29 protein-coding genes are annotated in these 25,784 nt (G+C 58.7%); 15 read left to right on the top strand and 14 right to left on the bottom strand.

The genetic code is table 11. From position 1 onward, the window contains the following. Positions 1–30 precede the first annotated feature (30 nt). The 7 genes from QMG28_RS17950 to QMG28_RS17920 form a co-directional block, all read right to left on the bottom strand. Positions 31–921, bottom strand: coding sequence for a ribose-phosphate diphosphokinase (locus QMG28_RS17950; protein WP_009573625.1), 891 nt, complete (start codon positions 919–921; stop codon positions 31–33). Beyond that, on the bottom strand, positions 921–2,435 hold the full coding sequence (locus QMG28_RS17945) for a thymidine phosphorylase family protein (RefSeq protein WP_066707498.1): 1,515 nt from the start codon (positions 2,433–2,435) through the stop codon (positions 921–923). Before QMG28_RS17945 ends, QMG28_RS17950 begins: the two co-directional genes overlap by 1 nt. Beyond that, the gene (locus QMG28_RS17940) at positions 2,432–3,817 is read right to left on the bottom strand and encodes an MBL fold metallo-hydrolase RNA specificity domain-containing protein (protein WP_066707496.1); all 1,386 of its coding nucleotides are present in this window, start codon (positions 3,815–3,817) and stop codon (positions 2,432–2,434) included. The genes QMG28_RS17945 and QMG28_RS17940 overlap by 4 nt, the downstream gene beginning before the upstream one ends. Positions 3,818–3,850: 33 nt before the next feature. Further along, entirely contained in the window at positions 3,851–5,032 is a 1,182-nt protein-coding gene (locus tag QMG28_RS17935; protein ID WP_281843681.1) for a YncE family protein, read from the bottom strand. A gap of 90 nt (positions 5,033–5,122) precedes the next feature. Beyond that, positions 5,123–5,443, bottom strand: coding sequence for a hypothetical protein (locus tag QMG28_RS17930; protein ID WP_143093135.1), 321 nt, complete (start codon positions 5,441–5,443; stop codon positions 5,123–5,125). Between the two features lie 151 nt (positions 5,444–5,594). Next, the gene (locus tag QMG28_RS17925; RefSeq protein ID WP_281843680.1) at positions 5,595–7,775 is read right to left on the bottom strand and encodes a protein-disulfide reductase DsbD family protein; all 2,181 of its coding nucleotides are present in this window, start codon (positions 7,773–7,775) and stop codon (positions 5,595–5,597) included. A gap of 251 nt (positions 7,776–8,026) precedes the next feature. Beyond that, complete coding sequence (locus QMG28_RS17920) at positions 8,027–8,323, bottom strand: DUF2933 domain-containing protein (RefSeq protein WP_066707491.1); 297 nt, start codon at positions 8,321–8,323, stop codon at positions 8,027–8,029. A gap of 163 nt (positions 8,324–8,486) precedes the next feature. Here QMG28_RS17920 and QMG28_RS17915 point away from each other — a divergent pair, with 163 nt between their 5' ends. The 8 genes from QMG28_RS17915 (at position 8,487) to QMG28_RS17880 (ending at position 14,581) form a co-directional block, all read left to right on the top strand. Next, complete coding sequence (locus tag QMG28_RS17915) at positions 8,487–9,050, top strand: L,D-transpeptidase (RefSeq protein WP_066707488.1); 564 nt, start codon at positions 8,487–8,489, stop codon at positions 9,048–9,050. A 29-nt stretch (positions 9,051–9,079) separates the two neighbouring features. Then, a complete protein-coding gene (locus QMG28_RS17910; RefSeq protein WP_066707486.1) occupies positions 9,080–9,544 on the top strand; it encodes a c-type cytochrome in 465 nt (154 codons plus the stop codon). A gap of 426 nt (positions 9,545–9,970) precedes the next feature. Then, positions 9,971–10,543: a c-type cytochrome gene (locus tag QMG28_RS17905; RefSeq protein WP_066707483.1), complete on the top strand. Its 573-nt coding sequence runs from the start codon at positions 9,971–9,973 to the stop codon at positions 10,541–10,543. Positions 10,544–10,545: 2 nt separating this feature from the next. Further along, on the top strand, positions 10,546–11,490 hold the full coding sequence (locus tag QMG28_RS17900) for a c-type cytochrome (RefSeq protein WP_066707480.1): 945 nt from the start codon (positions 10,546–10,548) through the stop codon (positions 11,488–11,490). A 56-nt stretch (positions 11,491–11,546) separates the two neighbouring features. Then, complete coding sequence (locus QMG28_RS17895; protein WP_009573640.1) at positions 11,547–12,941, top strand: multicopper oxidase family protein; 1,395 nt, start codon at positions 11,547–11,549, stop codon at positions 12,939–12,941. After that, the gene (locus QMG28_RS17890; RefSeq protein ID WP_009573641.1) at positions 12,938–13,408 is read left to right on the top strand and encodes a c-type cytochrome; all 471 of its coding nucleotides are present in this window, start codon (positions 12,938–12,940) and stop codon (positions 13,406–13,408) included. Before QMG28_RS17895 ends, QMG28_RS17890 begins: the two co-directional genes overlap by 4 nt. Before the next feature lie 5 nt (positions 13,409–13,413). Further along, the gene (locus tag QMG28_RS17885) at positions 13,414–14,142 is read left to right on the top strand and encodes a DsbA family protein (RefSeq protein ID WP_040402930.1); all 729 of its coding nucleotides are present in this window, start codon (positions 13,414–13,416) and stop codon (positions 14,140–14,142) included. 118 nt (positions 14,143–14,260) lie between these two features. Further along, positions 14,261–14,581 carry a YnfA family protein gene (locus tag QMG28_RS17880; protein WP_009573643.1) on the top strand — a complete coding sequence of 107 codons (321 nt, stop codon included), beginning with the start codon at positions 14,261–14,263 and terminating at the stop codon, positions 14,579–14,581. 88 nt (positions 14,582–14,669) lie between these two features. On the opposite strand, the gene QMG28_RS17875 is transcribed toward QMG28_RS17880, so the two are convergent. Then, positions 14,670–14,867, bottom strand: a complete 198-nt coding sequence (locus QMG28_RS17875) for a heavy-metal-associated domain-containing protein (protein ID WP_009573644.1) — start codon at positions 14,865–14,867, stop codon at positions 14,670–14,672. Positions 14,868–15,041: 174 nt separating this feature from the next. On the opposite strand from QMG28_RS17875, the gene QMG28_RS17870 reads away from it, so the two are divergent. Together QMG28_RS17870 and cueR are read left to right on the top strand one after the other, a co-directional pair. After that, entirely contained in the window at positions 15,042–17,546 is a 2,505-nt protein-coding gene (locus QMG28_RS17870; protein WP_281843679.1) for a heavy metal translocating P-type ATPase, read from the top strand. Positions 17,547–17,558: 12 nt separating this feature from the next. Beyond that, positions 17,559–17,963 carry a Cu(I)-responsive transcriptional regulator gene (gene cueR, locus QMG28_RS17865; RefSeq protein ID WP_009573646.1) on the top strand — a complete coding sequence of 135 codons (405 nt, stop codon included), beginning with the start codon at positions 17,559–17,561 and terminating at the stop codon, positions 17,961–17,963. A gap of 55 nt (positions 17,964–18,018) precedes the next feature. On the opposite strand, the gene QMG28_RS17860 is transcribed toward cueR, so the two are convergent. The 6 genes from QMG28_RS17860 to QMG28_RS17835 all read right to left on the bottom strand — a co-directional run bounded on the left by QMG28_RS17860 (position 18,019) and on the right by QMG28_RS17835 (position 22,715). Next, positions 18,019–18,306 (bottom strand): copper-binding protein, encoded by a 288-nt coding sequence (locus QMG28_RS17860; protein ID WP_009574142.1) that lies wholly within the window; start codon positions 18,304–18,306, stop codon positions 18,019–18,021. A 23-nt stretch (positions 18,307–18,329) separates the two neighbouring features. After that, on the bottom strand, positions 18,330–18,806 hold the full coding sequence (locus tag QMG28_RS17855) for a cupredoxin domain-containing protein (RefSeq protein ID WP_009574143.1): 477 nt from the start codon (positions 18,804–18,806) through the stop codon (positions 18,330–18,332). Positions 18,807–18,832: 26 nt separating this feature from the next. Next, positions 18,833–20,200 (bottom strand): multicopper oxidase family protein, encoded by a 1,368-nt coding sequence (locus QMG28_RS17850; RefSeq protein WP_074646437.1) that lies wholly within the window; start codon positions 20,198–20,200, stop codon positions 18,833–18,835. Continuing rightward, a complete protein-coding gene (locus QMG28_RS17845) occupies positions 20,197–21,597 on the bottom strand; it encodes a TolC family protein (RefSeq protein WP_281843678.1) in 1,401 nt (466 codons plus the stop codon). The genes QMG28_RS17850 and QMG28_RS17845 overlap by 4 nt, the downstream gene beginning before the upstream one ends. Further along, the gene (locus QMG28_RS17840) at positions 21,594–21,809 is read right to left on the bottom strand and encodes a hypothetical protein (protein WP_066707477.1); all 216 of its coding nucleotides are present in this window, start codon (positions 21,807–21,809) and stop codon (positions 21,594–21,596) included. Before QMG28_RS17840 ends, QMG28_RS17845 begins: the two co-directional genes overlap by 4 nt. Before the next feature lie 651 nt (positions 21,810–22,460). Beyond that, positions 22,461–22,715, bottom strand: a complete 255-nt coding sequence (locus QMG28_RS17835; RefSeq protein WP_158664612.1) for a hypothetical protein — start codon at positions 22,713–22,715, stop codon at positions 22,461–22,463. A 218-nt stretch (positions 22,716–22,933) separates the two neighbouring features. Between QMG28_RS17835 and QMG28_RS17830 the strand changes: the two genes are divergently transcribed. From QMG28_RS17830 to QMG28_RS17810, 5 genes are all read left to right on the top strand, one after another. Further along, positions 22,934–23,260 carry a hypothetical protein gene (locus QMG28_RS17830; RefSeq protein ID WP_009574148.1) on the top strand — a complete coding sequence of 109 codons (327 nt, stop codon included), beginning with the start codon at positions 22,934–22,936 and terminating at the stop codon, positions 23,258–23,260. Next, positions 23,217–23,900: a lytic transglycosylase domain-containing protein gene (locus QMG28_RS17825; RefSeq protein WP_043872336.1), complete on the top strand. Its 684-nt coding sequence runs from the start codon at positions 23,217–23,219 to the stop codon at positions 23,898–23,900. The genes QMG28_RS17830 and QMG28_RS17825 overlap by 44 nt, the downstream gene beginning before the upstream one ends. Further along, a complete protein-coding gene (locus QMG28_RS17820) occupies positions 23,897–24,211 on the top strand; it encodes a TrbC/VirB2 family protein (RefSeq protein WP_043872335.1) in 315 nt (104 codons plus the stop codon). The genes QMG28_RS17825 and QMG28_RS17820 overlap by 4 nt, the downstream gene beginning before the upstream one ends. Before the next feature lie 21 nt (positions 24,212–24,232). After that, entirely contained in the window at positions 24,233–24,511 is a 279-nt protein-coding gene (locus tag QMG28_RS17815; RefSeq protein ID WP_009574151.1) for a VirB3 family type IV secretion system protein, read from the top strand. After that, positions 24,501–25,784, top strand: a 1,284-nt coding sequence (locus QMG28_RS17810; protein ID WP_491850074.1) for a VirB4 family type IV secretion/conjugal transfer ATPase, incomplete at its 3' end; no start/stop codon positions are given. The genes QMG28_RS17815 and QMG28_RS17810, both read left to right, overlap by 11 nt.

Here is a 25,784-nt window from a genome sequence, read left to right as displayed (position 1 = left end):
TCAAACCTAATTCTTCCAGTAACTGGAAGGTCAAGTGGCGCATTGAGCAACTTTCATTTCTGTCGCTAACAGCTCGCCGACGCAGACTGCGTTCGTTGAGTGTGGAATCGTATCGGTACTGACGATCCGCGCGGCACCGGCATGGCGGATTGCTTCCTCTGCGCCGTGTGCGAAAACCGCGTGGATAATTACGCAAGTCGCAGGTCGGGCACCGGCCTGCTCGAGTTGTTCGAGCGTTCGGATCAGCGTGTGTCCGGACGAGGCGATATCATCGAGGATCACGGGTGTCCCCTGTCGGAAAACGGCGCTGCCCGGCAGGCTGATCTCGACCTGCCGATCCCCGGAGCGATGTTTTGTCAGCACTTCGTAGGGGCGTCCGGCGAGCCTGGCGACTTCAGCCACCCATTGCTGGCTTTCGCTGTCAGGCCCAAGGAGCACGGCCTCTGGAACGTTCGCCGCAATCCAGTCGGCCAGCAGAGGGGCTGTGGCGACACGATATGCGGGAATGCGGAACAGCGCTGAAAGGCTCGGGTTGCGATGCAGATGGGGGTCAGCGGTCATCACCCAGTCGAAACATTCATCAAGAAATCCCGCGAAGATCGGGGCGCTCACAGCTTCGCGTGGATGAAACCGCTTGTCCTGGCGCATGTAGCCAAGATAGGGCGCGACCAGCCCCACACGCGCGGCCCCAAGTTCGCGCGCCGTCAGAGCTGCGAAACGCAGAGGCAACGCCAGCCGATCAGGATCGCGCAACGTGGCGAGGAAGGCGATTTCGCGTCCTGCAGGATCGCCGCCGAGCTTCACGAGGGTTTCACCATCGGGAAAATGGTGCAAGTCCACCGGCTGGATTTCGGCACCGGATGTCGCCGCCATTCTGCGCGCCAATGGCTCCATGCCGGGAAAGGGGGCGATAATGGTCATCAGTTTGCCTCCTCAATTGTGCAAAGTCCCAATTGCGCCTCGGCATAGGAGCGGGCGTATTCCAGTTCTCCCAGCGTTTCGGCGTGGATCTCGAACAGCGGCTTGCCAAATTCGATATGGTCACCGATCTGGACCAGAAGGCGCAGCCCTGCGAGCTGCTGCCGCGGTGCGCCGGCGAGTTTCGCTGTGCGCGCGATGCGACGATTGTCAATCGCAATGAGGCGCCCCGCCGTGCGGGAGGTGATCACCGCATGATAACGCGCCTCACCGGGCTCAGTGAAACCGCCTTGTGCATCGCAAATCGCCATGAACTTCGCCTCGGCAGCGCCGCTGTCGAGCAGCTGTGCGGCCACCTTTCGCCCGCCCGCGCTGCCCGTCTCGGGGACAAGGTCCAGCAGCGCTCCAGCGATGTCGAGTGCACGGTCGCGCAGGTCGACAGGGAAGTTCTCGTTGCGGCGTAGCACGGCAAGGACATCTTGGGCTTCAAGTGCGGGTCCAATTCCGCGGCCGACAGGTGCAGTCCCGTCGCTTTGATGGATCGAGAGCGTCAGGCCGATGGCCTTGCCAACGGCGCGGAGCCGCTCTGCCAGCGCAGCGGCGGTTTCCGCCGAGCGGACCTTGGCCGTTGGTCCGACGGGCACATCGATCAGCACGCGCTTCGCACCGACCGCAGCCTTCTTCGACAAGACGCTCGCCACCAGCTGTCCGTCGCTGTCGAAATCGAGTGGCCGTTCAATCCGGATCAGAACATCGTCCGCAGGGCTGAGAGCGAGGTTGCCCCCCCAAACGATGCACCCGCCCTCAGCCTCGACGACGCGTCTCAACGCGGGGATGTCGAGCGAGACGGGAGCCATGACCTCCATCGTGTCGGCCGTGCCTGCGGGGGAAGTGATCGCGCGAGAAGAGGTCTTGGGGATCATCAGCCCCGCCGCCGCGATGATCGAAACGATGATCGGCGTGGTGCGGTTTCCTGGAAGCCCCCCGACGCAATGCTTGTCGTAGATCTCGGCGCCGCCCCAATCCAGCGTTTCGCCCGCCGCCTGCATGGATCGGGTCAGTGCGATGGTTTCCGCAATCGAAAGCCGGTCGCCCGCGCAGGCGGTGATGAAGGCTGCCAGATCGAGATCGGAGAGACGATGATCGAGGACGTCACGAATGATTGCGTCGAACCTTTGCTGCTCAAGGGTTTCTCCATAGACCTTGGCGCGGATCGCTGAGACGGAGTCCGGTGGCTCCGGGTGCGTAAAACTTGCCCGGTCCCCCGGTTGGGGCTTCAGGGCGGCCCAGGCTTCTTCCGACAAGGCGGCAGTGTCGTCGGGCAGCCAGTCGCCATTGGTCAACACGTTCAGCGTGGCAATCACCGACCTGTCGCCGAGCGTGACCTCGATCCGGGTCAGGGCTGCGAAGCCTTCGGCGCGGCAGACGTGGCAGTCTTCGCGCATGAAGACAACGGGTTGCCGGTAAGTGTCGATCCCCGCGCGGGACAGGGCGAGCGTATTGTCGATTTCTGTCATTTTGGATTGTCCAGCCGGATCGTTTCGAGGTGTTCGGGGGCGCGGGCAGGCCAGCCGAGTTCATGTTCGATCCGCCAGCGCAGCCGGTCCGAGGCAGAAGGTTCGCCGTGAGTCACATAGGTCATGCGCGGCGCGCGATCCGACGCGCGCATCCAGGCCAGCAACTCTTCGGCATCGGCATGTCCGGAAAAGGCTTCGAGCTGGATCACCTCTGCCCTGATCGGGAAATCTCGACCGAACATGCGCAGACTGTCCGCGCCAGCGGCCAGTGCCGCCCCGCGGGTACCGCCAGCCTGAAAGCCCGACAGCAGGATTGCGTTGCGCGGGTCGCCGCCGAAGCTGGCGAGGTGATGCAGGATCCGCCCGCCGGTCAACATGCCGCTCGCCGAAATGATGATCATCGGGCCATGCTGCGTGTTCAGCTTCTTCGACTCCTCGACCGAAGTGACCCGCTTGGCGATCTGGAACATCGCAAGGCAATCCTCCCAGGCAACGTGATGTTCTTCGTGATGGCCGTGGTAGATTTCGGTCGCGTCGATCGCCATTGGCGAGTTGAGATAAACCGGCACATATGGGATCTCGCCGCGGTTTTGCAGGCGTGCAATGTGATACATAAGCCCCTGCGCGCGCCCAACCGCGAATGAGGGGATGAGAACCGTACCGCCCCGCCCGAAAACACGTTTCAGGATTGGCAGAAGCTCTTCCTCCGCGTCGATGGCTGCGTGATGGCGATTGCCATAGGTGGATTCACAAACCAACACGTCCGCACCTGAGAACGGTTGTGGTGGTCGCATCAGTGCGTCGTTCTGTCGGCCGAGGTCGCCACTGAAGTGGATTGTCCTTCCCGGCAGTCTGATACGGATCTGCGCCGCACCGAGCAAATGGCCCGCCGGGATGAACTCTGCGGATATTCCGTCACCAACATCGATTGTGCTGTTGAAGGGAACTCTGTGCAAATGCTCAAGCGCCGCCTGAGCATCTTTCAACGTGTAGAGCGGCTTGGGGTTCTTGTGCTTGGAGTATCGGTGCCTTTTGGCAAAACGTGCCTCCTCTTCCTGGATATGGCCGCTGTCCGGCAGGATCAGGCCGCAGAGTTCCTCCGTCGCTTCGGTACACATCACCTTCCCTCGATACCCGCCGCGGATCAGCGCAGGCAGATAGCCTGAGTGATCGAGATGCGCGTGCGTCAGAAGTACGGTGTCAATGGTGGAGGGGCGTACCGGAAACGCCTTGCGGTTGCGGTCCCGCAGCGATTTGAAGCCTTGAAACAAGCCACAATCAACTAGAATGCGGCGATCCCCGGTTTCAATCAGATAGCGCGATCCGGTTACTGTTCCGGCGGCTCCCAGAAAACGAAGTGTTGGGCGAGTGTCCTGTGCCATGATCCTGTGCCTTTCATTCCCATCGGCAGCCCTTCAGGGAAGCGCCACCATCTGATGTCCTTCTCCTTCGACAGAAACTGTTTCACGCGTTTGCAGTGAGCTGGTATCGATGAGCCAAACCACGGGCTCTGCACGGCTTGAGACATAAAGGATGTCGGAGCCTGGAATTACCGTCAGGTGGTAGGGTTCTGGTGCAAGCGTGGCTGTGCGCACTTCCCCGGTAGCGAGTGCAACTGAGGCGAGTTTGTCCTCTCCCCTACCCGCGACGAACAAAGTTGCCCCATCATTTGACAGCCCCAGTCCATGAATCTCGCCGCCAATTTCGAAGGTCCGCAGCTTTTCACCGGTACTCAAAGACAGTTCCAGAACCTGACCTGCGTCCGCGTCTGCCACAAAGAGTCGATCAGTTTCGGGCGAAACCGCCGTATGTTCCGGGGTGTCACCTGCAATGAAGTTGCGACGAACGATACCCCGCGACAGGTCTACTTCGCTGATCGTTCCGTTACCGGTGTTGGAGACGTAGACGAGATTGGGATCAGTTCCGAACGCTGCATAGTTCGGCATCGATCCAGTCGGGACAAATGCCGTCATGCCGAAAGTCGCCAGGTCAATCACCGATATTCCGTCACCTGCCGGATGGGTCGCAACGGCAAAGCGTCCATCAGGGGAAACTGCCGTATGATGTACGGCACCCGGCACCTCTATCCGACGCAGGATATCGCCACTTTTTGCGTCCAGAATCGAGAGAAGACTGATCCCGGCATCGGGTGGCCCCATTGGCGCGGCCTTTGGTGCGTGGTGCGCGGCGTGATCGTCTGCAGACACGGTGGAGGGCTTTTCTAGCGCCGCGACATCCTCGCGCGGGATCTCCGAATAGCTGCCGGCGACCAGATACGGCACGCCGGGTGCGCCTGCGAGACCGTGGACCGCCTCGACATCATTGATCCGACGCAGGACTTTTCCAGTCTCCGCCTGAACCATCAGGACTGAATTGGCGCTGCCCTCTGGAATGAAGACCGTAGGCGGAGCGGCCAAAGCTGGTGCTGACACGAACAAAGTGGCGAGCGTATAGGCGATGCGGGGCGACATGTTCATTTTTGGAACCTTTATCTGGTCGAGATCATGCGGTGGCCGTGGCGAGGGCAGAAAACCGGCGGATCCACGGTTGATAGGAGCGAATGAAGTGAGGAGCGCGGTCAGGTAGAATCCGGACATCCAGACTACGAGCCTGTCGAAAAACCTAAGCGTCACGATTGGCGTAAAAGCCGAAAGGGAGGCGCTTCGCTACCTCGCTGACTGGAATGCTCAGAAGAGAATGGGGACGTGTATGAATTCGTCATCGGCGAAAGACGCCGATTGCCGCCACGACATTACCATTCGCGTGCTACGGTTCGAAACTACTGCGCTGACAAGCCCGTTAGGGATCAGAGCAGCGGCGCAACCGGGATGAATTCCGCAATCCGCGTCCAGAATAACGTGGACGGAGGAATTTGCGTCGGTGACCTGAACAATCTGCGTCTCTAACCCGGCAGGCTCGCCCTCATGCGCATGCAAACCATCGGCAATGAGACCGAAAAACAAGGCTCCGATCAATATCAGGACGAAGCTGACGCGAATACGCGACACTCTTCTGACATCGATATGTGGCCTTGATCGCATGATTTGAGTCCTTCCTAGGTGATTATAACACGCTATCCAGATGGTGTGGTTGATCTAAATCAGGGCGTTAAATGCTGCCTGACTCGGCGTCCTTGATGCGCAGCTTAGGCGAAATTACTCAGTCGGCACTTTGCTCCAAAGTGTTTCCAAATCTGGAAACCTTCACATCGTCCTCGATGAGCGTTGCTTGAGCGGCCCCCGGACGCGCCGCGTGCAGAGCAGCAAGAACATCCTGAGTCGACAATATTTCAGATAGGGTAATTCCTTCGGGAGCAGACGGCCCATAAACCGCGTTGAATGGAATGCCGTAACGGTTGTTGGTCTCCAAAAAACGGGTGATCGCGTCATCTGGGCGGGTCCAGTCGGCCAGCATCGGCGTGACACCAGAGCTGTTCAATGCCGAAAGAACCGGGTCGCGTTCAAGAACGAGCGCCTTGTTGGCTTTGCAGGTCAAACACCAATCGGCGGTTACATCGACAAAAACGACCTCTCCGCGTGATACTCGACGGGCAATATCGCCGCGGTCAAATGTGACCCAGGCAATTTTTCCTGCTTGGGCATCGGGTGCGGCGGGTGTTGCCAAGAATGGCGCGGCCGCGACCGCGAGTGCCGCCAGCGCCAGCCCAAAGGGCCAGCGAAGAGATCTTGGCACCCAGGGCGATGCCGCTATGAAGAGCATAACCGCACCGAGAGATGCAACTGTTAGGGCCGCGCGCGATCCAGCAACGCCGAGCAGGACATAGAACAGCCATGCCGCGGTACCCATCAGGAGGATGCCAAGGCCGGCTTTCAAGGCGATCATCCAGCGGCCGGGCTTGGGCACGAACCGAACAACGTTCGGCACGATGGCCACCAACAGATATGGGCTGGCCAGACCTAACCCGAGAAAGGTGAAAACGACAGCGATGTCTATCACCCGCCCCGCAAGTGCGAATGCGATAGCTGTTCCAAGAAACGGCGCGGAGCAGGGAGTAGCCATGACCGCCCCGAAAAATCCGGTGGCAAAATCCGCTCCATAACCGGCCGTACCTCCTGCTTTCATCAACCGCGTTGTCAGGGCGGCTGGCAAAGAGAATTCGAACAGTCCAAACAGGTTTGCGGTGAACAGACCAAGGATCAGGAGCATCAGAACCAGGAACGTTGGGCTCTGGAACTGGAGCCCCCAACCGACGGCAACGCCAATCTTTTGCAATGCGAAGAGAACAGCCGCGAGTGCCCACATAAAGACCATGACTCCGGCGGCGGCGGCCAAGAAGCCTGCCCTGACTTGGGCATTGCCGCGTCCTTCGGATTTCAGGGCAGAAGATAACTTGATCGACAGAACAGGAAGCACGCAAGGCATGGCGTTCAGGATCAAGCCCCCAAGAAAAGCGATGATGGCGATCCAGATCACTTGATCAATGCCGGGGACCACCCGATCAATACTGAAAGGGGGAGTTGGGGCGGTTGTTGCCCGATCTGGCGTGACGGTGAGGGCGTGATCCGGCCCGTCCGTCACGGTTACCCGTGGCGGCGCGTCTGTATCTGCCATGTAGGCAAGAATTGGGAATTCAGCCCAAAGCGTTCGCCCGCTTGCCCCAAGGCGAATGTCGGGCTTCCCCAACGTGTTGCCATCACCAATTTCAGGAAAGACGTCCGGGGTTTTGAAGGCAGTCGTGGCAGCTATTTCTATCGTTAGGCGGGTGAAATCATCGTTTATATGGGATGTGGCGGCGGTCACGCCTGCCGCTCCTCCTTCCGCCGGAACGCGTGCGAGAAATGCCCCGATACGATTAGCCGAGACTTGATCGATTGAGTTCCCCTGAGGCAACGAAAGTGCCAAGTCAAAATCCTGGGGGACACAAACTGCTGAGCAGGTCAAGAGCTTGACGTTTGCTCTGAGTTCGACAGGTTCCCCAGGATCCTTCAGGGTGATCTGAAGTGGAAAGACAACCTCATCATGATAGCCGAAGTTTTCGATGCCAAAGGCAGTGAACCGCTCGGGTGCAGGCCATAGGAAATCAACGCCCGCGACATTCGTCGACCCGCTCCAGTCGATCTGTGGCGGAATGCCAACCTCGCCAGGCGAACGCCAATAGGTTTTCCATCCGTCAGCAAGGTTCAGATCCAGACCGGCGGAGAGCGTTTGAGCTTCGGCGGAAACGGCATCCTCGGCGGAGATCAGCCGCGCTTCCACCGCAGTGACCTTGTGGGCGACTGATACCTCGGCCGTTGCAGCAAAGGGGATCAAGAGCCAGAACATTGCGGCAGCGAGGGTACCGCAGAAAGCAAGACGGATTGGCGAGCGCCAGATGGTCATCGCACTATCTCCAGGCTTTGAACTTGAGTGGCAACAAAGCCTGATCGGCCGTTTACACAATCCAACTGGCCCACACCGTTGGAGATAGGCCCTGCCAGACGACATCCATTGGGCAGCTCCAGCTCTGGTGACTTTGTCGACAAAGTTGGCGGCGGGTTTGTCGGGCACAGGACTGGTCCGCCGGAACAAGCGCTCACGAAAATCGCTCCCAAGAAGACAGTCGCCAGCCGCGCTCTTGTTCTCATTTCGACTTACCGCCGGACGGCGCTGTCGGTCATATCTTCAATCGGCACTGGCTGGGGGGCGGTCTGCTTGTGCTCTTTGCTTCCATGGCATGAACGCCCCATCATCTTGTGCATCACAAAATGGGCGCCAACGCAGAGCACCAGAGGCGCAAAGACGGTAGCGTTTGCCCAAAGGCCTGCGACGGTGCCTCCGCCAATCAGGAAAGCTGCGATGGGTAGAAGCATGACAGCACAGCAAGCCATCATGCCCCAGTGCATCAACTTTCCGTGGCGATTGCCACCTGACTCGCTATCCTCTTGCATGGAATCCACCTCTGATTTTGGTCAACGCATCCTGTTTAGCTTGATCTCCCGCTGGAAGGTCAAGGATACACTTCGATACAAATCTTGCGGCCTGTTGCGGTTGAGATTCAGCCCCATCTGAGCAATGCCTGTCTCGTCCAATTGAGTAACCAAGGACGAACAAATGGCAGAGAGACCGAGTTTGAACAGGCGGAGCCTGATTGCAATTTCAGGCGCATTCTTGATGACCCCCCACACTCTTCGGGCGGAAGAGGCTGGTGTGGTAAGACGCAATATCTCGTCGTTCGTTCTCCACAATTGGCGTGATCACTTTGACCGTCTCGGGAAGGGCATCATCATTTCGGATACTGTCACAAAGGTGCTCCAACACTGGACAGAGGATGAAGAGATGCGGATTTACCCGACCTCTGTTCCCTTGACTGATGAATTGACGAAGCGCGGGTATACAGAAGTTGTCGAGAAACGGGAAAATCCAAGTTGGGCGCCGACCCCTTCAATGCGGGAACGCAATCCGGAATGGCCAGCCTATGTGCCTGGAGGAGATCCCTCCAATCCTCTGGGAACGCGTGCGCTCTATCTGTCGTGGCAATACTACCGGATCCACGGAACCCAAGACACGCGGAAAATCGGGCGTCGATCATCAAACGGCTGCATCGGCCTTTACAACGAACATATAGAAGAGGTCTTCGATCGCACGCCGGTCGGGACGCAGGTTAAGTTGATCTGAACGGATCACATGCAGGAGAGTAAAACACTATGAATTTCTGGGGATGGTTCGTTAGCGGGTTCTTCGTGCTCGGCCTTGGAGCGGTCGGTTGGCAAGCGTTGCAGCCGGCCCCGGCGCAGACCGCTCAAGGACACTCAATGGTTCCGCCGGACACGAGCGGCATTCCTCAGGGCGCGCCCATTGCCAATGTAATAATTCCCGCTGAGTTTTCGCCGCAAGCCCAAATGGGGCAACGCGCGTTCGAGGCAAAATGCGCCAGCTGTCATGGTGAAAATGCCGCAGGCCAGAATGGGGTCGCTCCTCCGCTTGTTCACAAAATCTACGAGCCGAACCACCATTCCGATGCCGCGTTCCTGAATGCGGCGCAAAACGGCGTCCAATCTCATCATTGGAATTTTGGCAATATGCCTCCCGTTGAAGGCCTCACCCAAGGTGATGTGAAGATGATTGCTGGATACGTGCGCGAACTGCAGCGCGCGAACGGGATCAACTGACTTTGGTCGTCAGGCTGAACATCTTCCGTAGCGCGATCCAGATTCTCCTGCTGGTCTCGATTGCGTTATTTGTCGTTCTCCCGGCGGGATCTCTCGATGCAATTGGCCATGAAACGGTCGCTGCCAAAGTTTCCGAACGAAGTGCGCAAAAACATCAGACCTCTCATGAGGAAGATGCAGATAATCTTCTCCCCGGGCATTGCGATCCGGGGCCGGACTGCTCGAAAAATATGGTAATTGTCATTTTATCAGCTCCGAGAGCTTCGACCAACTTGTCGCAATTGCCTCGCGAACATCCAGATCAGAGCTTTTCTAACCGGAATGTCCTAAGGGACACCCCGCCTCCCAAACACCTATCCTGACCTAGGGGCAACCACGCCTCATCAAATTAAATCTATCAAGCATGGAAATACAGGATACGGAACGATGAAAAGCAAACTGATGATCGGCCTCTTGGCAGGAACGACAATGGCCGCAGCTGCATTTGCACATGGTGGCGCGGAAGGCGTCGTCAAGGAACGCATGGACGGCATGATGGCCATGGGGCAATCGGTCAAAGAACTGGCTCCGATGATGCGTGGTGAAATCACCTATGATGCTGAAGCTGTTCGTGCGGGAGCACGCGTCTTTGTCGAACATAGCGAAGGCATGACCGAATTGTTTCCCGAAGGGTCTGCTGGGAAACCGTCGGAAGCAAAGCCCGAGATCTGGTCGGATTGGGAAGAATTCAGTGCGCTCGCAGAGCAGCTCAAGGTGGTTAGCGAAGGTCTTGCCAAAGCCGCCGACAACGGGCTTATGGCGTCAGCGGCGGGAATGGATGCAGGCTCTATGATGGGCACGCAATCCCCCGGTGGCATGATGGGAGCTTCGTCCATGATGGGAACTTCGTCAGGAAGCCCGATGATGGACTATGCCTCGATGCCCGCAGATGGGGCATTCAACATGGTGACCCAGACATGTTCGGCATGTCACGCGAAATTCCGCTACGAGGCGAAGTAAAGATGGGCCGGATGAAAAAACTGGTCTTTGCTGCAGGGGCGCTTGGCGCCCTTGTGGTCGGCGGCCTTGTGATCTGGCCGATTGGCAAGGTGCCCGCGTCGATCACGCAAACGGGTGATGTCCAGCGCGGCGCCTATTTGGCTCGCGTATCCGGGTGCATTTCATGCCACACCAATTCAGAGGCTGGCGGCGCCGCACTCGCAGGCGGCGCGGGGCTGGCGACAGATTTTGGCACGTTTTTTCCGCCCAATCTGACGACAGACAAAGAGAGCGGCATCGGGGGGTGGACGGTTGAGCAGTTCGCCAAGGCGGTTCGCCAGGGCATTAGTCCTAGCGGAGAGCCGTATTATCCCGCTTTTTCCTATCCGTTCTATGCGGATTTCACGGATCAGGACATTGCCGACCTTTGGGCAGCTTTCCAGACCGTGCCACCGGTCGCCGAGGCAGCGCTTGAGCATGATGTCAAGTTTCCTTTCGATCAGAGATGGGGCCTGAAGCTATGGCGGGCGGCCTATCTCTACGATCCACCCACGGAACCCATTGACGAGAAAAACGCACAATGGAACCGCGGTCGCGAGCTGGTTCGAGGTGCAGCACATTGCGGTGCTTGCCACACGCCACGCAATATCGGAGGCGGGCGCCTGCTTGACGCGGTTTTTGCTGGAAATGAGGCATTGCCAGGGGGGAGCAAGGCGCCTTCGATCACGCCGAACTCACTGGCGGAACGCGGCTGGACCGTTTCCAACCTCGCCTATGCGTTGCGTACTGGCGTGACGCCGTCAGGCGACGCTTTCGGCGGCAGCATGGTGGAGGTCGTGCAGGGCAATACGCGCTTTTTGTCCCCCGATGATCTGGAAGCGATGGCCGTGTACTTGCTTGATGGTGACGAACCTCGAGCCGACCGGGTCGCTCAGGGCGAGGGCGCCGCTGCTAATAAAGACATGTGACTGCAATAGAGACAATGTGTGAGCCAAAACTGGCTCGCACAACAAACGAGAACGAAATGACACACACCAGAAGAGCATTCATTCAATCGGGGTTGGCAATGAGTGCGTTGAGCGTCTTCCCTAAGGCTGGATCAGCAGCCACCCCTGAATTTCAGGTGATGACAGCGCAAAGTGGCGCCGTACAACTCGCCCCTCCGGACTACCCCAAGACGGAGATTTGGGGCTATGACGGAAAGTTTCCTGGCCCCGTGATCCGTGTTCGGCAGGGCGCGCGTCTTCAACGTCGGCTCGTCAACAAGTTGCCGCAGGCGACGTCCCTGCACTGGCATGGCGTGCGGATATCAAATGCGATGGACGGCGTGGCCGGGCTCACCCAAGATGCCATCCCCACAGGCGAAACCTTCGACTACGATTTTGCCGTTCCAGATGCAGGAACTTTTTGGTTTCACGCGCATAATCGCTCCGTCGAACAGGTCGCTCGTGGGCTCTACGGAGCGTTGATCGTCGAAGAACCGATAGCCCCGGATGTTGATCGCGATGAAGTCCTTATTCTTGACGATTGGCTCCTCAACCCGGAGACCGCACAACTCGACCCAGATTTTGAAGCCGTTCATGATCGTAGCCATGCAGGCCGACGTGGCAACTTTGTCGCCACCAACGGAAGCTTCAATTCTACGCTCAACGTGAGCCAGGGTGAGCGGATGCGGCTTCGGTTGATCAACGCGGCAAATGCCAGGATCTTTGTTTTGGGCCTGTCAGGTCTAAAGGGGTGGGTGATGGCGTTCGACGGAATGCCACTGGTGACGCCGAGTGAGATCAGCGAACCGATCATCCTTGGGCCGGGCCAACGAGCGGATTTGTTTGTCGACGTCATTGCGGATGAAGGGGAAAGTGCTCATCTGGTGCGGCTTGAAGACGGCCAGGGATTTGCCCAAACCGAGTTTCGCGTGACCGGCACTTTGGCCTCCGCTGTGCGGGATGTCCCCCAAGTTCTGCCACCGAACCCTAATATGGATGTGCCGGGACTGGAGCAGGCGAGACGCATCAGGCTCAACATGGAAGGCGGGGCAATGGGCAACCTTGACGCAGCCATACTTGAGGGTGAGCGAAAAACGTTCCGCCAACTGGTCGACGCGAACCAGTTCTGGGCTTTCAATGGTACCGTGGGCATGACCGAGAAGCCACTGGCTAGCCTGTCACGCGGTGAAACAGCGCGAGTGGAGATCTACAACGATACATCCTTCCCCCACGCCATGCATTTGCACGGGATGCATTTCCGGGAGGTGCTGGAGGGCGGTGAAGTTGGTCCCCTGCGGGATACCTTGCTGATGTTCGGTGGCGAGACTCGCGAGATCGCCTTCGTTGCCGACAATCCGGGAAAGTGGCTGTTTCACTGTCACATGCTCTCGCACGCGGCATCCGGCATGATGACGTGGCTGGAGGTCGCATGAGATCAGCTTACCTGGCGGTAATTTCATCCATTGGCCTGATTGGGCTAGGTGCAACCTGGTGGTTCAGCGGCAATGCCTCCCAGGGTTCTTCCCCGTTTGACGACGTCAATATCGAACTGGGGCAAGCTCTCTATTCTGAAAACTGTGCGTCCTGCCATGGCGCCAATCTCGAAGGGCAACCAGACTGGCGAAGCCCTGGTTCAGATGGCCGCCTGCCCGCGCCGCCGCATGATCGCAACGGTCATACCTGGCACCATAGTGACCAGATTTTGTTCTCCTACACCAAGCTCGGGGGGGCGGAACTGATGCGACAACAGGGCTCAGATTTCGATAGTGGCATGCCGGGCTTCGCCGGCAAACTCACAGATCAGGAAATTTGGAACATTCTCGGCTTCATTAAGTCGACCTGGCCAGAGCGAGAGCGCAATGCTCAGGCCGCACGCACAGCAGCAGAACAAGAGGGATAATGGACATGATTTTCAGAAATTTGATGCTCGTATCGTCATTTGCCTTACTTCCAATGGCAGTGCAGGCCGCAGACCTGGACGAAGCGCGGGTCAAGGAACTTGTATATGAGGCTATCCGCGAGAATCCGCAAATCATCATGGAAGCAGTCGAAATACTTCAACGTCAGGACGCCGAAGCCCAGGCACAAGCGCAGGCAACCGTCTTGCGCGATCAGCGACAATTGCTCGAGCAAGACCCGAATGCACCGGTTCTCGGCAATCCCGATGGGGATGTGACCGTTATCGAATTTTTCGATTACAACTGCCCATATTGTCGACGCGCTATGCCGGAAGTTCAGGCTCTGTTGGAGGCCGATCCTGATGTGCGTCTGGTCTATCGCGAATGGCCAATTCTCGGGGACGGGTCAGTGTTTGCAACCAAAGCTGCACTCGCATCGCGGCTGCAAGGCAAGTATGAGGCATTCCACTGGGCCCTAATGGGTATGAACGGCCGGGCGGAAGAGGCAAGCGTTCTCAGGATAGCACAAGAAGTTGGTCTCGACATCGAACGCCTTCAAACCGACATGGAGCGCCCCGAAATTGAAGAGCACATCGCGACCTCGATGCGGTTGACGCAGTCGCTCGGCTTCAGTGGCACGCCTTCATTTGTGATCGGCGACAATCTGGTTCCAGGCTTCGTGGAGAGCGATAAGCTCACGGAACTGGTCGACAACGTGCGGGCGTCGGCAAACTAGCACTCTGCGGTGGGTTCTGACATCACGCCCGATGAGCAATGATGCAGGCGAATGAGCCGGAGCCCCTACATACCAAAAGACCTAGGCACGGCCTACCACTGAAAGAGGCGGCGAGAAGATGACTTACCTTTGGTATCTTATTGCTGCCTTTGCCGAGATCGCCGGATGTTTTGCTTTCTGGGCATGGTTGCGGCTCGATCGTTCGCCACTTTTGGTCGGGCCAGGTCTGGTAAGTTTGGCACTCTTCGCATGGCTTTTGACGCGCGCAGAAAGCGAAATGGCCGGTCGGGCATATGCAGCTTACGGGGGCGTCTACATAGCGGCGTCCATGATCTGGATGTGGCTAGTGGAGGGGAGCCGACCGGACCGCTGGGACATTGCAGGCATTCTTCTTTGCCTCTTAGGCAGTGCTCTCATCCTGTTGCCTTCGCGCTCATGATCTGCGGAACCTCAGAAAACCAGGCAAATCCGTCGCTAGAAATCGCTAGGTCATCGCACCCGTCACGACGGGTGCGATGACCCATAGATTAGGCAGTCACGGTATTTTCGTACCCAGCTTCACGAAGCAGGGCCGTCAGCCGTTCTGTTGACAGTGCACCTTCAACAGAAACCGTGCGGGCCGGAATGTCGCAAGATACGCTCGCATTTGCGTCAGCTGCCTTGATCGCCTTTTCGATCGTACTGGTGCAATGACCACAACTCATGTCGGGAACGTTGAATTTCATGTCGATGTCTCCTCTGTGACAGCTTGTTCAGTGCAGATGGGGCTTCCAGTGGGGGGAAGGTCAAGGGTCTCCGTAGATTTTTAAAGCGAAGCCAGGAAAGTTCAAATTGGGTATTGACCTTCCAGTCACTGGAACTCCTATTTGGGGTGTCAAATGGGATTCCAGGAGACTGAAATGACAGATCAATCCAAAGTGACGCTCTCGATTGAAGGAATGTCTTGCGCCTCATGCGTAGGGCACGTGGATCGGGGCCTAGCCGCGTTGAGGGGAATATCCGATGTCTCGGTGAACCTCGCGAACGAGACGGCGCGTTTCAGCGTGGATGGTTCGCCCCACCTGCAAGATGCGGTCCAAGCCCTGAAAGATCTCGGGTATCCAGCGCGAACGGCATCCGTGACGCTGAACATCGCGTCCATGTCATGTGCTTCTTGTGTCGGGCGCGTCGACAAGGCACTTGCCTTGGTTCCCGGCGTGTTGGAGGTCAACGTTAATCTTGCGGCGGAAAATGCGCGCATCACATATCTTGAGGGCATGACCGACCCTGTGGCCCTCATCCGTGCATCCGAGCAAGCCGGATATCCAGCCAGCGTGGCCGAGGCCACGGCAACACAGGATCGCACTTCGCGAAAAGAAGAGGAAGCGCGCGGGTTGGCACGCCGGGTGGCACTGGCCGCAGCACTCGCTTTGCCGGTTTTCCTGATGGAAATGGGCGGGCACCTGATCCCGGCCGTGCATATGGCGATCAACAATACCATAGGACAGCAGGCCAGCTGGTTGATCCAGTTCATCCTCACAACGGCTGTGCTCATTGGGCCCGGCCGACAGTTCTATCTGAAAGGGTTTCCGGCCTTGCTGAAAGGTGCTCCAGACATGAACAGTCTGGTCGCCGTCGGCACAGGCGCAGCTTATCTTTATTCAGTTGTCGCAACGTTCTTCCCGTCGCTGATGCCCGAGGCCGTCCGCGCTGTCTACTTCGAGGCCGCCGCGGTCATCGTGGTCCTGATCCTGATCGGGCGCTGGCTCGAAGCGCGAGCGAAAGGGCGAACAGGGGCTGCAATCGAGAAGCTGCTCGGCCTACAGGCTCGTACGGCGCGTATTTTGCGTGACGGCGATGCGGTCGAGGTCGAGATCGATGCCTTGCGCACCGGAGATCTGATTGTTGTGCGCCCCGGAGAACGACTCGCCGTGGACGGTGAGGTTGTGGACGGCGAAAGCCATGTCGATGAAAGCATGATCACCGGGGAACCCGTGCCGGTCGGCAAGTCGGCTGGTGATCCTGTCACGGGCGGTACGGTCAATGGCGCGGGCAGTCTGACCTATAAAGCAACGCGTGTTGGTGCGGATACCACGTTGTCCCAAATCATCCGCATGGTCGAAGATGCGCAGGGCGCCAAGCTCCCCATTCAAGGGTTGGTGGATCGGATCACGCTTTGGTTCGTCCCCGCTGTGATGACCCTCGCCGCCTTGACGATCCTTGTCTGGCTAATATTCGGCCCTGATCCCGCCCTCACCTATGCGCTGGTCGCGGGTGTCTCAGTTCTCATCATTGCTTGTCCCTGCGCGATGGGACTGGCGACGCCGACGTCGATCATGGTCGGGACCGGTCGCGCTGCTGAAATGGGCGTGTTGTTCCGCAAGGGGGATGCTCTGCAAGCATTGGGGGACGTCAAGGTTGTCGCTCTGGACAAGACCGGCACCGTCACCGCCGGACGTCCCGCGCTGACCGACCTTGTGCTGGCGGAAGGAGCCGAGCGCTGCACCGTTCTTGCGGCAGTCGCATCGGTCGAAGCCAGATCAGAACACCCGATCGCCGAAGCTATCGTGCGCGGCGCGCAGGCGGAAAACATCAGACTGTCGGAACCGAGCGCGTTTACTTCGATTACAGGGTATGGCGTGCGCGCCATCGTTGACGGGGCCGAGGTTGTTGTCGGAGCTGACCGAATGATGCAGCGCGAAGGGATCGATCTTGGTGAACTCGCAGAGGCTGAAACTATGCTCGCACGGCAAGGTCGCACCGCACTCTTCGCCGCAATCAATGGCAAGGCGGTGGCTGCGATTGGCGTCGCCGATCCGGTCAAACCCTCGAGCCGAGCCGCGATTGCCGCACTGCACAGTCTGGGTTTGAAGGTGGCAATGATTACCGGCGACAAACGCGAAACGGCAGAAGCAATTGCCGAAGAGACTGGTATCGACCACGTGATCGCGGGGGTCTTGCCCGACGGCAAGGTGGCGGCACTGGAAAATCTGCGCCAGCAGGGCACATTGGCCTTTGTTGGCGATGGCATCAACGATGCACCCGCGCTCGCCCACGCGGATGTTGGCATCGCCATCGGCACTGGCACGGATGTGGCGATCGAAAGCGCAGATGTCGTATTGATGTCCGGTGATCTTCGCGGCGTTGTGAACGCTTTCGAGATCTCGCGACACACCATGCGAAACATCAAACAGAACCTTGGTTGGGCCTTTGGTTACAATGTGGCTTTGATACCCTTGGCCGCCGGAGCGCTTTATCCGAGTTTCGCCGTGCTGCTGTCACCGGTCGTCGCTGCCGGTGCGATGGCACTTAGCTCGGTCTTTGTCTTGACGAACGCCTTGCGGCTGCGGCGCGTAAGACCGGCGATGGACGAGCGCCAAGAGTCTGGGCGGGTGGAGGACTTCGCCCCCGTCCCGGCCGAGTGAGAGGAGGCAGAAATGAACATTGGTGATGTTGCCGAGCGGTCAGGAGTGCCGGCCAAGACCATTCGCTACTATGAGGATATCGGTCTAGTAACACCTTTGCGCGCTGCAAACGGGTATCGAAGCTTCAGAGAGATCGATTTTCATAAGCTGGCATTCATCGGACGAGCGCGAGCCTTGGGATTTACAATCGAAGACTGCCGTACGCTTTTGGCGCTCTATAACGATGACAATCGAGAAAGTGCGCAGGTAAAGGCCGTCGCAGAGGTGCACCTGCGCCAGATTGATGAAAAGATCTCTAAACTCATGTCGATGAAAGAAACTCTTTCGTCTCTCGTGCACCAGTGTGCTGGCGATCACCGACCGGATTGTCCAATTCTTGCGGATCTTTCTGTCGTAGACGACGCAACTTTCTCATGATCTCCGACGACGAATGAAATCGCGCGCCCTGCGAGACAGGGCGCGCGACCTGTAGTTACTGCACCAGCTCTGTAATAGTCAGCTTGCCATTCACACGGTCGGCAACGAAGTTGATCTGTGCGCCTTCACTCAGCCCTTCCAGCATCGCGGGATCGGCGAGAACGAAGACCATTTTCATTGCTGGCATGTCGAGGTTTTCCAGCGGGCCATGGTCGACAGTAATCTTGTTCCACTTGGCATCGATCTTGGTCACCGTGCCCGAGGACATGGCACTATCGCTAGCAGCAATTGCAGTTCCAGCGGTCATCAGAAGGGCAGCGGCGAGCGTCAAAAATTTGGTCATGATTGGTTTCCTTTGATTTGAGATCAGTTGACAGTAAGGGCGCCGTGCATGCCGCCTTCATAGTGGCCGGGCAGCAGGCAGGCGAATTCGAAGTTGCCGGCCTTGTTGAAAGTCCAAAGGATCTCCGCCTCTTCACCTGGTTCAAGGCGCACAGCGTTAGGGTCGTCATGTTCCATCTCAGGGAACTTGGCCATCAGCTCTTTGTGTTCAGCGTTTTGTGCCATCGAATCCATCACGAACTCGTGGGTTTCCTCACCCATGTTCGTGATGCGCAGGCGCACGGTTTCACCCTCAGAAAAAGTCATTTCCGAGGAGGGTTCGAAGACGAACGGTGCGTCCTTGTCGTAGTCCTCACGCATTATCACATCGATGGTTCGCGTGGGTTCATGGCCATGCATCGCAGGCATGCCGATGGCCATTTGACCGTTGCCGTGCCCGGCGTCCGCAATTGCGAGGGCGGGAATCAGGGCCAGCCCCAATGTCAAAAGTGCAGTTTTCATGAGCGTGTTTCTCCTGTGCTCTGGCATCAGCCCTGCCGCACGCCGCCGCGCGGCGTGATCACGGTTTTCGGACTGGTGTTGTATGCATGTTCGGGCAGCTCGCCCGTCCATTCGTAGGCCTGTGTTCCGGGCGGGTTGTCGTACCAGCCAGGATCGCTGTAATCGTCGCGGTCGATGCCCTCGCGAACCTTCACCACGCTAAACATGCCACCCATTTCCAATGGGCCATGCGGCCCCCATCCGGTCATCATCGGCACGGTGTTCTCGGGGATCTCCATCGACATCTCGCCCATATCCGCCATACCCGCCGTGCCCATCGGCATGTAGCCAGGCTGCTGGCGGCGGATCATTTGGGTCAGGCGGGACTTGTCGGCGCCAATAAATGTAGGGATGTCGTGGCCCATAGCATTCATGGTGTGGTGCGACTTGTGGCAGTGGATCGCCCAGTCACCTTCGTGAATCGCGTCGAACTCGTAGGCGCGCATGGCGCCTACAGGAATGTCGATCGAGACCTCGGGCCAACGGGCACTTTCCGGCACCCAGCCTCCGTCAGTACAGGTGACCTGAAAGTCATAGCCATGCATGTGAATTGGGTGGTTGGTCATCGTCAGGTTGCCACAACGCACACGGACGCGGTCCCCCTTGTTGACCACCAGAGGATCGATGTCCGGGAAGATCCGGCTGTTCCAGGTCCACATGTTGAAATTGGTCATCTCGGCCACGCGCGGGATGTAGGTCCCCGGGTCGATGTCATAGGCCGCAAGGAGGAACGCGAAATCCCGGTCCACCGGCATGAACGCCGTGTCGCGCGGATGCACGATGAAGAGCCCCATCATGCCCATGGCCATCTGTACCATCTCGTCCGCATGCGGGTGGTACATGAAGGTGCCGGACTTGATGAGGTCGAACTCGTAGACGAAGGTCTTACCCGGCGGGATGCCGGGATGCGACAAACCACCAACTCCATCCATTCCCGATGGCAGGATCAGTCCGTGCCAATGCACGCTGGTATGTTCCGGAAGACGGTTGGTTACGTAAATACGCACCCGCTCGCCTTCGACCGCTTCGATTGTGGGTCCGGTGGATTGGCCATTGTAGCCCCAGAGCCGCGCAATCATCCCGTCCGCCATAATCCTTTCAACAGGCTCTGCAACGAGGTGGAACTCCTTTACATCTCCGTTCATGCGATACGGCAAAGACCATCCGTTCAGTGTTACAACGGGGTTGTAGTCGAACCGATCCGAAGGCCTTGGGGGAACTTGTGTATAGGGGCTGTCGGTAAAGGCGGCCTCGGGCAGATCGCGAAAGCGTGTTTGCGCGGCCCCGGCGTTCGCCAGCACAGCTCCAGCGCTCGCGGTCAATCCCGCGCCCAGTAATTGACGACGGTTCATCATTCTTCGCTACCTCCGGTCAGAGTAATTGCCCCGCCCCAAATCGCCACGGTCGCGTCTGTTTCGGCAAGCCAGTAGTCACGTTTCGCTTCTGCGGCAGAGAGGCGCGAAGCGAGCCCCTCCTGGGCATCAGCGATCAATTCAAAGGTCGAGGTCAGCATGCCGTTGTAGGACAGCAGCGCTTCGTCATCGATCTGGCGTCGCAGAGGCAAAACAGAGTCGCGCCAATGCCGCGCGATGCTATGGCGACCGGTGATGGCCCTATAGGCCATGCGTGCGTCCGAACGCGCATCGACGGCCTGCTGGGCCAGCCTGTTCGCTGCCTGCAGATAGGCCATGCGGCCACGCTTCGACACCAGCGGACCGGTGTCGTAGAGCGGGATCTCGAAATCTAGAGCAAGCGCTGGATTGGCCTCGGTTTCTCCGGCTGCACGTTCCAGGTCGAAACCAGCCACCAACTGGACGTCCGAGACCATACGGGTTTGCCCGGTCAGACGGTAGTCCAGCGCGAGCGCCTCGAGTTCCAGCTTTCCAGATGCCAGGTCTACGCGGTTTGCCAGTGCCAGCTGTTCGATATTTCCTGCAACGCGCGGGCCACCAGGCAAGGCGGGCAGCGAGTCCGGCACGAATACAGTGGTGTCGCTACCCCAAAGCCCCATCAGCCGAAGCAGTTTTTCTTTGGCCAATTGCGCCTCCAATTGGGCGGCTGCACGTTCGGCGGCAAGCTCAGCAGTAAAGGCATGCTCTCTTGCTTGATCGGCCTTGCTCATCGCGCCGGTACGGCCCAGTTGCACAGCAAGTTCGGACGCTGCCTCGGCAGTGCCCTGAGTTTGAGCGATCAGTGCAGCGGCTTCGAAAGCGCCAACCGCCTCAATCCAGGCCCGGCGGGTTTCAACGGCCAAGTCTATCGTGTCGGCGAGCGCAGCAAGTTCGGATTGTCTGAAGCGAATCTCCGCAAGTTGGGTCCGCGGTGCGGATGTTGCCACGTCGAGCAGGGAGTTGATTAATGTTGCCTCAAGTGTGCGAGTGACATCGCCAGCCAACCCGGAGATTGACACACCGATCGAGGGCACCGGCCCCATAGCCACTTCCCATAAGTCAGTTGAGGACAGACCTAGCTCAGCGAAGCTGGCTTGAAGTGCGGGACTGTTTATCAGGGCAACCTGCACTGCGGTGTCGGCGCTGACGGTCTTACCATGCACCATGGCGTGAACCCTCTTGCGCGTTTCCTCAAGGTCCGCGGCAGACAGGTTCCAGATCGGTGTGGCCCCTAGAGCCTGGCGTGCACCCGTCTCGACACTGCCAAAGCCCGCGCGATCTGGTTTTGCGCGCTCAAGAACGGCAGGACTGGCGCAGGCGGACACCAGCAACATGGACCCCATGAGAAGAGGCAGTTTCATTCGCCACCCTCCCGTTGTTCATCATTCAGCGTCCGCCATTCGGCCGGTTCTCCGACCGAGTAGCCCGCGTAAGCAACAACAGGCCCGGGTTGCGCAGACGCGACCACAGGCGATGTAACCGCCGCCGTAAGCGCTGGCACGGTTTCAAGTTCAGGAAGCGCCGAGCAGGCGGCCCCGAACAGCGGCAAGGATGCCGCAAGCAGAATTTTCACTTAGATTTCCTCGAAATGTCAGATGCAGATGGTCGCAGTCAAACTGCGGCTACAGGTGCATCAGGCGCGAGGAGGGCGCCGCAAACCTTCGGGTGTGGCCGAACGGACTAGGGACGCAATATCCCAGGACCGGAGGGAAACATTAGCGGACTGCTTTGTGCAACTTTCGGCACCTACGAAGTCTCCGACCACGCAGATATGTGACGCACAGTGGTCTGCTCCATGGTCGATATCTGCAGCCGGAATGTCCGTTTCATGATGGTGGCGCTCGTTTGAAGACTCCTGGGCGAGTTGTTCAACAGAGCACGAAACCATGGCTGATGCATTGGACGGCATCAGGGTCACTGCCACCAATATGGAGGCAATCTGGAGTATCCCAAAAAAGGCCCGAATCCTGTACATCATTTTTGAAGCTGTATTGCTGAAACAAAATGTCGGCAAGTCACCAAAACGTGTGGGCCAATTTTTCATACATTCTTCGTAGAAGTCTGAACAAACTGCTGAAATCCTAATCGATCAATGAATGTGCGAGCGCGGATGTCGCAAGCGGTGACGACATGATCGCCCGCTTGAAAAACATCATTGCGTTAGAGACTGACGGAGCGTTGGTCTAACGGTTGATTTCTACTGGCGGCACAAACCCGTAGTCGCTTACTCGAGAGCATTCAGGAACCTGGCGTAGTCATCACTGACCTCCCTCGCCTCAACAAAGGCGCGAGCGCGCTCGGCGTCGAGACAACGAAAGTAGTCCTGCACATCGGCAATGTAGGTCTCGAAATCGCTTCTGATCAGATCGGCGTAGGCACGCATGTCGTCTTGCGACTGAGGCAAGAACGGTCGTTCGGGAGGTACGCAATCTGCTGCCGCGGCTATCGGCATGCTTCCAAGCAGGAACGCGAACAGCAACGGTGCGTTGCGCGCAATAAACAGCCGCAGGGCAAAACTCCTTTGCCGCCTTTAAGATTATCATTCTGTCGGCTATCACCGTTATCGGAGCAAGGCGAACTTCGTCAACACGTTATTATTGTCTTGCTATCATTAATGTTGTTTTGTATCGCTCACGGTGTTGCGACCCCGTGGGCCTGATACTGCACCCAGGCAGAACAAGGACCCAAGGGAAGGCCATGATTGAAGAAGCCCCGAATGTGGTTACAGAAGACGGACTGCGCGGCTTGCTCGCCGAGGGCTACCTCATTGAGGTGGTCTGCAAGGAGAGAGCAGAGAAGCGCCATAACAGCTGGTACGGCTCGTGGGTCATCCGCGCCGTCGCCACTGATGAGCGTGACGATAAGATGCTCGTCACCAGCCGAAGCGTCCTCAAGCTCCGCGACTTCAAAACCATCGTTGGCCTTGTCAGTTTCCTGGCCGACATGGGCTGTACGACCGCTAGCATCCCACTTGAAGAAGGTGGCCGCGAGCGCCACGCCGCGCCTCCGGTCAAAGGCAGCTGACCGCGCGACTGCGCTCGTCGTTGCTTTGGGTACAGGCGTTTGTTCCGCGCCCCCGGCCCTGGCCGACGGTTTCATCTTTTCGGTTGGCCCAGACGGCCAATTGATTTCCTCTTCTCAAGAGGCAAACGGGCGCCTTTTTCTCTTCGCAGAACCTCGCGTTCCTGACGCAACGAGCGAGACAGCGATCCCGGCTCGATCCGCCGCCCGCGCCACCCCAGAAATCCTCCATGCGATCGAGACCACGGCTCTGCGGTATGCCGGGCATGGTGCGCTGCGTCGCGCAGGGCTTTCAGTCACTGATTGGGCGCTCCTTTACCGGGCCAATATCGAAGTCGAGAGCGCATACAATCCGGCTGCACGTAGCCCTGTCGGTGCCATAGGCCTTGGCCAGCTTATGCCGGATACCGCCCGCGACCTCGGCGTGGACCCACATGACATTGCGCAGAACCTCGACGGATCAGCCCGCTACTTGCTGATGATGCTCGACCAGTTCGGTGAGGGTTCTCTGGCCCTTGCCGCGTACAACGCTGGCCCTGAGGCGGTCACACGCCACGGCGGCATCCCCCCTTTTCGAGAAACCCAAGGGCATGTGGCCCGTGTGACTGCCGTGTTTGAGCGGCTCAGAGGAGATCTTTCATGACATCGAGGAAACGTCAAAGCGTGCTCCGCACGCGGGCGATCGTCGCGCTCGGCGCGACGGCCCTTATCGTGCTGGCGGGTCCAGCGCTTGCGCAAAGCATCGACCTCTCGCCGGTACAGACCCTGCTTCAAGGCATTGTCGATGCGATCACCGGTCCCTTGGGCATCGTGATTGGCACGCTCGCACTGATCGGTGTGTTTCTTTCCTGGCTCTTTGGCATCCTCGACTTTCGTCAGGCGCTTTGGGTCGTGGTTGCAATCGCGGGCATCGCCGCAGCACCCACCATCGTCGCCGCCATCTGGACCACCTGAGCAATCCCGGAGTTCTTGGCCATGGCTGACCAGTCCCGCGTGTTCATCGGCCTTCTCAGGCCACCCAAGCTGATGGGCTTGCCGATCATGTACGCCATGGTCTGGCTCTTCGGCTCGACGCTTCTGTTCCTCTGGGTGCAGAGCTGGGTGGTGGCTGTTTTCGCGGGGCTGGCCTGGCCGGCGCTCTGGAAGGCCGCGGACTGGGATCCGAACTTCCTCGATGTCCTGGTGATCACCCTGCAGGAAACCCCGCCCACGACGAACCGCAAGCTGCATGGAGGCGACAGCTATGCCCCGTGATGGAATTGCCGATGAGATTGAGAACGCCATCGATCCGCTGACCGCGCTACCCGCATGGGTCAAGGGCGAGAAGCGGCTCTCAATGATGCTGCCTTATGTGAGCCTCGTGAACGACCGAACGATCCGGACACGCGGCAACGAGCTGATGCAATGCATCCGGCTCGAGGGGGTGAACAGCACCACGAGCGAGGACGGGCATCTCGACCGGATCGGAGGGTTGCTGGCTGGCATCGTGGCGCAGGTCGGGACCGAGTTCTCATTCTACTTGCACAAGGTCTCGAAAGCGGTCGACGTGACCCTGCCGCCCGTTCCGGGCGAAGGGTTTGCGGCCGCCGTCGACAAACGATGGCACGCGCATCTCGGCCGCGCGAGTTTGCGCGACAAGACGCTGACTCTGACCGTGCTGAAGCGCCCCGAGGCGAGCAGCCGTCTGCCCTTCGGTCTGGGGGCGTCTCGCTCGCGACATGCGGCCGACACCACCCGCCGCTTGCGCAAGCTCGACGAGGTTGTGGGGTTTCTGCTGTCCTCCTTCGATGAGCTGAAGCCCCGCCCGCTGGCCGCAAGCACCGGCGAGCTTCTGGGCTTCCTCGGTTCACTCAACACGGGCGAGGAGTCCCCGCTTTTCCCCCGGTCGCGCCTCGGTGTGATCGCCGAGGACGTAGCCAATACGCGCGTCACCTTCCGCGGCACGACCATCGCACTCTCGGACGGTGCCGTCGGCGACAAGCTCGGGGCGATCTTTGCGGTGAAGAACTACCCGGCCAAGACCGATAGCCTGATGCTCGACGAGTTGAATCTGCCCGTCGACATGGTGGTCACGCACTCTTTTGTGCCGATCAACGCCAACATCATGGCGGGCCGGATCAAGCGGCAGCTGCGGCTAATGCAGGCCGCCAATGACGGAGCCGTCAGTCTCGCCCAGGAACTGGAACTCGCGCAGGACGATCTGGAATCCAAACGCCTGATCTTCGGCGAGCACCACATGACCGTGGCCGTCTATGCCCGCACCCAGACGGCGCTTGACGACATCGCGGCCGAAATCCGCAACATCTCCGCCACTTCCGGGATCAACCTGATCTCGGAAGCTTTCGGGGCGCGGGCGCATTTCATGGCGCAGCATCCCGGGAACACAGGGGCGCGCAGCCGCAAGGCCGCAATCACGAACCACAACTTCACCGATCTCGCCACCTTTCACCGCACCCCGCTCGGAAAGACAGGTCGGGAAGTCCCCTGGGGCGTGCCGATCACGCTCTTTCCGACACCCGAGCGCAGT

This window comes from Sinisalibacter aestuarii (assembly GCF_027923545.1).
Classification (GTDB): domain Bacteria; phylum Pseudomonadota; class Alphaproteobacteria; order Rhodobacterales; family Rhodobacteraceae; genus Sinisalibacter; species Sinisalibacter aestuarii.
Note: the sequence above shows the minus strand (reverse complement) of the source record. Positions and strands in the feature narration are given on the sequence as shown.

Bases quoted from the DNA above. Each gene is read 5' to 3' on its own strand.
- QMG28_RS17950 (WP_009573625.1), bottom strand. From the start codon at position 921: ATGACCATTATCGCCCCCTTTCCCGGCATGGAGCCATTGGCGCGCAGA.
- QMG28_RS17945 (WP_066707498.1), bottom strand. From the start codon at position 2,435: ATGACAGAAATCGACAATACGCTCGCCCTGTCCCGCGCGGGGATCGAC.
- QMG28_RS17940 (WP_066707496.1), bottom strand. From the start codon at position 3,817: ATGGCACAGGACACTCGCCCAACACTTCGTTTTCTGGGAGCCGCCGGA.
- QMG28_RS17935 (WP_281843681.1), bottom strand. From the start codon at position 5,032: ATGTCCGGATTCTACCTGACCGCGCTCCTCACTTCATTCGCTCCTATC.
- QMG28_RS17925 (WP_281843680.1), bottom strand. From the start codon at position 7,775: ATGACCATCTGGCGCTCGCCAATCCGTCTTGCTTTCTGCGGTACCCTC.
- QMG28_RS17920 (WP_066707491.1), bottom strand. From the start codon at position 8,323: ATGCAAGAGGATAGCGAGTCAGGTGGCAATCGCCACGGAAAGTTGATG.
- QMG28_RS17915 (WP_066707488.1), top strand. From the start codon at position 8,487: ATGGCAGAGAGACCGAGTTTGAACAGGCGGAGCCTGATTGCAATTTCA.
- QMG28_RS17910 (WP_066707486.1), top strand. From the start codon at position 9,080: ATGAATTTCTGGGGATGGTTCGTTAGCGGGTTCTTCGTGCTCGGCCTT.
- QMG28_RS17905 (WP_066707483.1), top strand. From the start codon at position 9,971: ATGAAAAGCAAACTGATGATCGGCCTCTTGGCAGGAACGACAATGGCC.
- QMG28_RS17900 (WP_066707480.1), top strand. From the start codon at position 10,546: ATGGGCCGGATGAAAAAACTGGTCTTTGCTGCAGGGGCGCTTGGCGCC.
- QMG28_RS17895 (WP_009573640.1), top strand. From the start codon at position 11,547: ATGACACACACCAGAAGAGCATTCATTCAATCGGGGTTGGCAATGAGT.
- QMG28_RS17890 (WP_009573641.1), top strand. From the start codon at position 12,938: ATGAGATCAGCTTACCTGGCGGTAATTTCATCCATTGGCCTGATTGGG.
- QMG28_RS17885 (WP_040402930.1), top strand. From the start codon at position 13,414: ATGATTTTCAGAAATTTGATGCTCGTATCGTCATTTGCCTTACTTCCA.
- QMG28_RS17880 (WP_009573643.1), top strand. From the start codon at position 14,261: ATGACTTACCTTTGGTATCTTATTGCTGCCTTTGCCGAGATCGCCGGA.
- QMG28_RS17875 (WP_009573644.1), bottom strand. From the start codon at position 14,867: ATGAAATTCAACGTTCCCGACATGAGTTGTGGTCATTGCACCAGTACG.
- QMG28_RS17870 (WP_281843679.1), top strand. From the start codon at position 15,042: ATGACAGATCAATCCAAAGTGACGCTCTCGATTGAAGGAATGTCTTGC.
- cueR (WP_009573646.1), top strand. From the start codon at position 17,559: ATGAACATTGGTGATGTTGCCGAGCGGTCAGGAGTGCCGGCCAAGACC.
- QMG28_RS17860 (WP_009574142.1), bottom strand. From the start codon at position 18,306: ATGACCAAATTTTTGACGCTCGCCGCTGCCCTTCTGATGACCGCTGGA.
- QMG28_RS17855 (WP_009574143.1), bottom strand. From the start codon at position 18,806: ATGAAAACTGCACTTTTGACATTGGGGCTGGCCCTGATTCCCGCCCTC.
- QMG28_RS17850 (WP_074646437.1), bottom strand. From the start codon at position 20,200: ATGATGAACCGTCGTCAATTACTGGGCGCGGGATTGACCGCGAGCGCT.
- QMG28_RS17845 (WP_281843678.1), bottom strand. From the start codon at position 21,597: ATGAAACTGCCTCTTCTCATGGGGTCCATGTTGCTGGTGTCCGCCTGC.
- QMG28_RS17830 (WP_009574148.1), top strand. From the start codon at position 22,934: ATGATTGAAGAAGCCCCGAATGTGGTTACAGAAGACGGACTGCGCGGC.
- QMG28_RS17820 (WP_043872335.1), top strand. From the start codon at position 23,897: ATGACATCGAGGAAACGTCAAAGCGTGCTCCGCACGCGGGCGATCGTC.
- QMG28_RS17815 (WP_009574151.1), top strand. From the start codon at position 24,233: ATGGCTGACCAGTCCCGCGTGTTCATCGGCCTTCTCAGGCCACCCAAG.